This window comes from Paenibacillus sp. FSL H7-0703, from assembly GCF_038003485.1.
Classification (GTDB): domain Bacteria; phylum Bacillota; class Bacilli; order Paenibacillales; family Paenibacillaceae; genus Paenibacillus; species Paenibacillus polymyxa_B.
This window is the reverse complement of the sequence record NZ_JBBOPF010000001.1, coordinates 4109649-4116531: the sequence shown is the minus strand read 5'-3', so window position 1 is coordinate 4116531 and position 6883 is coordinate 4109649. Positions and strand designations below refer to the sequence as shown.

At 56.6% G+C, this 6883-nt stretch carries 3 protein-coding genes; all 3 read right to left on the bottom strand.

What is annotated here, in order from left to right:
• Position 1 precedes the first annotated feature (1 nt).
• From MHB46_RS18285 to MHB46_RS18275, 3 genes are read right to left on the bottom strand one after another with little or no spacing between them, the layout of a single operon-like run.
• Positions 2-1735, bottom strand: a complete 1734-nt coding sequence (locus tag MHB46_RS18285) for an ABC transporter ATP-binding protein (protein WP_341163038.1) — start codon at positions 1733-1735, stop codon at positions 2-4.
• On the bottom strand, positions 1732-3558 hold the full coding sequence (locus MHB46_RS18280) for an ABC transporter ATP-binding protein (RefSeq protein ID WP_341163037.1): 1827 nt from the start codon (positions 3556-3558) through the stop codon (positions 1732-1734). The genes MHB46_RS18285 and MHB46_RS18280 overlap by 4 nt, the downstream gene beginning before the upstream one ends.
• Positions 3548-6856 (bottom strand): non-ribosomal peptide synthetase, encoded by a 3309-nt coding sequence (locus tag MHB46_RS18275; protein WP_341163036.1) that lies wholly within the window; start codon positions 6854-6856, stop codon positions 3548-3550. The genes MHB46_RS18280 and MHB46_RS18275 overlap by 11 nt, the downstream gene beginning before the upstream one ends.
• Positions 6857-6883: the final 27 nt, after the last annotated feature.

The following is a 6883-nucleotide window of genomic DNA, read 5'->3' as shown; positions in this document are numbered from 1 at the left end:
TCTAGCCGTACAGCCGGGCGTAATAACCCCCGAGCGCCAGCAGGTCCTGATGGCGGCCCCGCTCGACGACCGTCCCTTGGTTCATGACGGTAATCAAATCCGCATGTTCCACGGTGCTGAGACGGTGGGCGATCAGAATGGTGGTGCGCCCCTTCATCAACACGTTCAGGGCCTGCTGTACCCAATGCTGGGATTCGTTATCCAGCGCGGAAGTCGCTTCGTCCAGCAGCAGAATCGGGGCGTTTTTGAGAATCGCCCGGGCGATCGCAATTCGCTGCCTTTGTCCGCCCGACAACGACGCTCCTCTCTCTCCCGCCGGCGTTTTATACTGTTCAGGAAGTTCCTGAATGAAATGGTGAGCGTATGCCGCTTTGGCCGCTTCGATCACTTCTTCATCCGTTGCATCCGGGTTGCCGTAGCGGATGTTTTCCTCAATCGTGCCGGTAAACAAGAACGGCTCCTGCGGAACGTATGCAATCTGCCTGCGGATTTCGTCCAGCGTGTAATGGCCGAACGGTTTGCCTTGGAGCAGGATTTCTCCGCTGTCCACAGGATAAAAGCCGAGCAGCAGCTTGATCAGCGTACTTTTGCCGCTGCCGCTGGCCCCCACGATAGCGGCGACCTGGCCGGGAAACACCTGCATGGAGATGTCGACAAGCACCTTTTTATCCGCCTGATAGGAAAATTCCACATCGCGAAACTCCACCGCAGCCTCCGACACGAGCTCGCTGTGAGGAGATCCCAAACGCTCCGGTTCCTCTTCCTCTCTTAGTACCTCTTGAATCCGGTGAGCGCCCGCGATCGAATTTTGGGTCATCGACAGAACCATCCCCAAGTTCAACAAGGCGTGCGTCAGATTCACTTGCAGAACTGCCAGGGCAGCGACGCTTCCCATTCCCATCAGTCCGTAGGCATAAAGAAGACTGCCGATGACGATGATGCCGCAGAACGTGACGTAGCTGATAAAATGATTCACCGCAGCCTGCATGCCGTTCTTCTGCGCGGTTTGCCGAAGCGTCTGCGTCATTTGTTCGTTCAACGCCTCGTACTGGCCGTAAATCGTGCGGATGCGGAACAGCTTCACAATTTGAATGCCGCCCATAAAATCTTTGAATTTTTCGGTCATTTTACCGAGCGTTTGCAAGCCTTGTTCGGACAAGGCGCGAATATCCCGCGCAAATTTCAGGCTGACCACGGAGGACAGCAGCAGAATGACGAAGGATACGCCGGCAAACCGCCAATCGATCAACACCATGGAGACAATGGAGCCGATGCAAAAGACAACTTGAAGCAGCAAAACGAAGTAAACCTGCGAGAATGTAAACTCAACGGTCGTTACGTCGTTGTTCACCCGCGACAGCAAATCCCCATGGTGCGTCTGCTCCAGGAATCTCGGCCGCACCCGGCACAGCTTGTCATAAAGACGTTCGCGGATATTCAGCACAGTCAACTCGACACTGCGCTGGTATAAGTAAATGAACCAGGGAGAAATCACATTTTCCAGGAACAAGGCCGCGCCCAAAATAATAAAGGCTTCCACCATCAGGGACGTATCTCGTGACACGGCGAAATCAACCAAGTTATGTACGACCAAGCTGAAGGCGATCAGGAACAATGTCTGGGTGAGCGCCGTCACGGCCAGGCCAATGGCGTACTGGGTTTTGCGCTTGCGGTTCATAAACATCAGCAAGTAGCCGAGTTCTTTCACTTGCGAGAGCCATCCGCCCTTTTTCATGTGTACGCCACCTCCCTGCGTTCGGCAGACTCGGTAAATTCCTGATAGTACGACTGGGCGTACAGTCCCTTCATCTTCAGCAATTGTTCATGAGTGCCCTTTTCAACAATACTCCCCTGTTCCATGACCCAAATTTCGTCGGCGTTTTGTACTGTAGAAAGCCGGTGGGCAATAACCATCGTCGTTCTCTGCTTCATCAATACGCCCAGCGCTTCCTGAACCGCGCTTTCCGACTCCGGATCAAGAGCCGACGTTGGCTCGTCCAGCAGCAGAACGGGAGCATCCTTAAGAAAAGCCCGGGCCATTGCAATGCGCTGGCGCTGCCCGCCGGACAAAAGGCCTCCGCGCTCTCCGACATACGTCTGGTAGCCGTCGGGAAGCTGCATAATGAAGGAATGCGCCTGAGCGGCTTTGGCGGCTTCGATAATCTCGTCCATCGACGCTACTTCCCGCCCGTAGCCGATATTTTCAGCGATCGTGCCGCTAAACAAATATGAATCCTGGGTTACCACGGAAAAATGCGACCGAAGCTGCTCCGGATCGGCGCCGTGGATCAGGCTGCCGAACACGCGGATCTCGCCCTGGTCCTCCGGAAGCGGATAAAAGCCGCATACAAGCTTAAACACCGTGCTCTTCCCTCCACCGCTCGCTCCGACAAGCGCGATCGTCCTCCCTTCCGGCACCGAGAAGCTAACATTCCGCAGGATCGGAGAGCTCTCCTCATACCCGAAGGTTACGTTCTGAAACTCGATGGGGGCGGCGCTCGCTTTCGAAAGCGAACGGCCATTTTCCGTTTCGGTCGGCTGCTCGACGATTTCGGAGACCCTTCTCAGGGCACCGGCCATTTCGAACGTCCGCGTGATGAGCTCGGGAATATGCTCCAGCGGCTCCAGACACAGATTCAGCAAGTACAGGAAGGCGATCAGCTCTCCCGCGCCTAGCTGCCCTTTGTAGATCAAATAGCTTCCGTAACTGACGGCGAAAATGATCGGGCTGATCATCAGCGTGGAAAGCAGCGGGTTGACCCAGGCTTCCCGCTTTTTCACGGCCAGCTTTTTTTGGGCCGTCAATTGCAGCAGCACTTGGTAGGAGCGAGATAACATGCCGGATAGCAGGTAGCTTTTTACAATAGGCATACCCCCAAGCGTATCCTGGAGGTTGACGTTCATTCGACCCATGTTCGCCTGGGCTTCCTCCGTCAACCGCTCCAACTGCTTGCCGATCCATTGGGAAACCAGCAGCGCTACGGGAAATAACAGCAGGCTGTACAGCATCAGCTCCCATTGGAGGTAGATCAAATAAGCGAAACAGCCGATGAACACCAGCGGATGATAAAACCACTGGGCGAGGTCCCGAATCATAAACTGCTGGATCAGCTGCAGGTCGTTGTTGATCCGCGACAATACGTCGCCGGAGTGCTGCTTTTCCAAGTAGGAGACCGGGAGTTTGCCGATATGACGCATGACATGGTTGCGGATATCCTGCACCGCAGAGGCGCTGCTCCGCTCCACGCCGAAGCTCATGAAAAACTTCGCCGGCACACCGATCAAGATAACCACAAAGACCGTGTACACGATTCGCAGAACGATTGGCCCCGCCCCCTTCTCGGCCTGGGTGGTCAGCTGCTCGATCAAACTTCCCATCCATATCTCAATAACGGCGGCGGCAATCGCGGACAAGATACCGACGATCATCCAGCCTTTGTGACGGCTTACATAGGACATCAGCCAGCGGAACGCTTTCCAGGCGGCGTAAGCGGTTTGGCGCTTGGAGGGCGCCGCTGTGCCTTGTTCTAGAACAGACGGCTGGCGGTCAGCTTCCATGCAGTACCCCAGCCTCCGCTTCGATCTGCCGCTTGACTTGCTCTAAGATGTCCCGGATGACGACGGCCGTTTCTTCCACGCGAGCGAGTTCCAGCAATTCCTCGTGCGCGCCCTCCAGCCGGTAATCGGCGTAAGCTTGCGTCGTTGCCCCCCGCCAGGAAGGCGATTGGTGCTCCAGGCGGAACGCTTCGCTGTCCTTCGCAATCAGTTCGTAAATCCGGGCCGGGATCGTGCCGGAATTAATAAGCTGCGCTTCGTACGCCAAGGTCGCTTTGACCTTCCGATGAACCCGCTCCCGCACGAGCAGGTTGCTCATTAATTCCTTCTCTTCTTCGTCGAAATCGGCAAGCGTTTCTTCAAGCTCTTTCTCCGACGTTTCGGAAGGCGTCAGCGTGTCCTTAATCCACGAGTCCACCATGAGCACGTCCGTTACGGAATACCCTCTTTTCTCCATCGTTTTGGCTACCTCGAACGTCAGGTTGCCTCCGAAGCAGTAGCCGAGCAGCACGTAAGGTCCTTCCGGCTGGATGCGGACGATCTCGTCCACATAACGGTTCAGCATGACCTCGTAATCGACGGCATCGTCGATAAAATCAATGCCGTAGAGCACGAATCGGCCGTCGAGCCTGCTTGCGAGCTCTCGGTAACCGATGCCGAAGCCGCTGCCCGGAGGGAAGCAGAACACGTTCAGATCTCCTGCTTTATTCAGCTTAATGAAGGAGTCTCCCCCTTTATCCAGGCCCAGATCCCCCTCTCCGAAAGCCATGGCTTCAACTGTTAAATTGTGGAATTGGCGGTTCAGCGGTATCTCGATGCCCGTTTCATCGTAAACGGCTTGAACGAGCCTCATCAGACTTAACGAATTGCCACCCAACTCAAAAAAGTTATCCTTTACGCCGACCTGCGGAACGCCAAGCGTATCCTGCCAGACGCGGGCGATCTTCATTTCGCGCAGCGTTCTCGGCGCGACATATTCCGCTCCTCCGGCCGCGGCTTCCTCCGGCGCGGGCAGCGCTTTGCGGTCGATTTTCCCGTTCGGGGTCAGCGGCATCCGCGAAAGCTGCACGAGGTGCGAAGGAATCATATACCCCGGGAGCTGCTTGGCGAGCTCCTCCTTGAGTTCATGCGCCGCCAGCCTCGTTTCCGCGACGTAATAAGCGACAAGCTGCTTATGGCCGTTCGCGTCGTCGCGGTCGAGCACCTTGGCTTCTTGCACGGCGGCGATCTTCAGCAGCTGCGTCTCGATTTCGTCCAGCTCGATCCGGTACCCACGGATTTTCACCTGATGATCGATCCGGCCCAGGTATTCGATGTTGCCGTCCGGCAGCCAAGCCGCCAAGTCGCCCGAGCGGTACAGTTTCTCCCCCTCCGCAAACGGGGAATCGACGAACTTCTCCGCCGTCAGATCCGGGCGGTTCAGGTATCCTCTCGCAAGGCCTTCCCCGGCCACATACATTTCGCCCGCTACGCCGATCGGCACAGGGCGGCGGTTTTCATCAAGGACGTACACGCTCAGCGTCGGGATCGGCTTGCCGATATTGCTCTTCGCCGCCTCCATTTCGACCCACGTAATTTCCTTATACGTAACGTGAACCGTCGTCTCGGTAATGCCGTACATATTGATCAGCTTCGTCTCCGGGTACTTCGTCTTGAAGCCCTTGAGCAGCAGCGGACTCAGCGCTTCGCCCCCGAAGATGACGTTGCGAATCCGCAGATCGTACGGATGGTCCGCCAAGACCTTACGCAGCAGCTGGTAGAAGTACGTTGGCGTCTGGTTCAAAATCGTGACCTGTTCGCGGCCCAGCAGCGCCAGGAAATCGGCCGGATTTTTCGCCGTGAGTGGCGGTACGATGACCAGCTTGCCTCCGTACAGCAGCGCTCCGTACATTTCCCAGACGGAGAAATCGAAGCAGAACGAGTGGAACAGCGTCCACGTGTCGGACGACCCGAAGTCGAACAGGTTCTTGTCGTTGAACAGGAGCCGCACAACGTTCTTATGCTCGATCAGCGTTCCTTTCGGTCTGCCGGTCGTTCCCGACGTGTAGATGACATAAGCCAGGTTGCCCGGCCCGGAAATCGGCTCCAGGTTCGAAGCGTCCAGCGCATCGGCGGAGTCCGCCCCTCTGTCGCCCCAAACGAAATCGTCCAATTCGAGGCGCGTTCCTGCAAAGTCGGTCTTCTCGTGCAGATGCTTTTGAATCAGCAATAACGGCGCGCCCGAATCCTCGATCATGAAGCGGATGCGCTCCTCCGGGTAGTCGGGATCGACAGGCACGTATGCTCCGCCCGCTTTGAGAATCGCCAGAATGCCGACAACCATATCGAGCGAGCGTTCGGCCAGAATCGCTACCAGCTGGTCCGCTTCTACTCCCGTCTCCCGCAGCTTCCGCGCAAGGCGGTTGGATCGCTCGTTCAGCTCGCGGTAGGTCAGCTGCCGCTCGTTCATGACGGCGGCCACGTTGTCCGGGTAAAGCTCCGCCTGTTCTTCGAACAAGCCGTAAATCGTTTTCCCCCGCTCGAACCCGGCTTCGGTGTCATTAAATCGCTTCAGCAGCGTCTCCCTCTCGTCTGGGGACAACACATCGGCTTGTCCGAGCTCCAGATCCGGCTGAAATAAAAGCACGGACAGCAGCCGAACAAGATGGTCGGCCGCCTGTTCCACAAATGCCCGCTCGTACCGCTGCCCGTCAAAGCTTATTTCCAGCTCGATGGAGTGGTTTTGGCGGTCGAAGCGAAAAACCGTATCGGCCGCCACCCGGTTACCCAGCGGTTCCGGATGAATCGGGGCGAAGGATGCGACGGTGTTGACGACCGGGAGGCCGTCCCCCGTATAGTCCAGATGGAGCGGCTCCACCATTTTCCGAAAAGGCAGGTGCTGATGCTCCAGCGCCTCGCCGATGGAGGCTTTGATGCCCCCAAGCAGCGTTTTCAGCGTAGTCTGGCGGCTTACGGACGTCTTGATCACCAAGATGTCATGCGGCGGCGGAGTCCCGTCGGGGTCTGCGCTATAAGAAGGCATGCCGACCAGCACTTGGTCCCGCCCGGTATATTTGAACAGCAGGCTTTTTACTCCTGCCAAAACAATCATGTACAAAGCCAAATCCGAACCGTTGGCGAGGCAAATGATTCTCTCCGAGAGTTCGCTCGGCAGAGTACGGTGAAGCAAGCCCGGCTCGGCCGCAGCTTCCCCGTCGGCGGATAATTTGGAGGATTGACTGTAGGGAAGGAAGCTCAGGCTGTCATCGGCGTCAAACTTGCCGCTCCAGTACCGTTCTTCCTTTTCAAACAAAGATTTCATTTGTACCTCCCCTAAAAATGAAGTGAC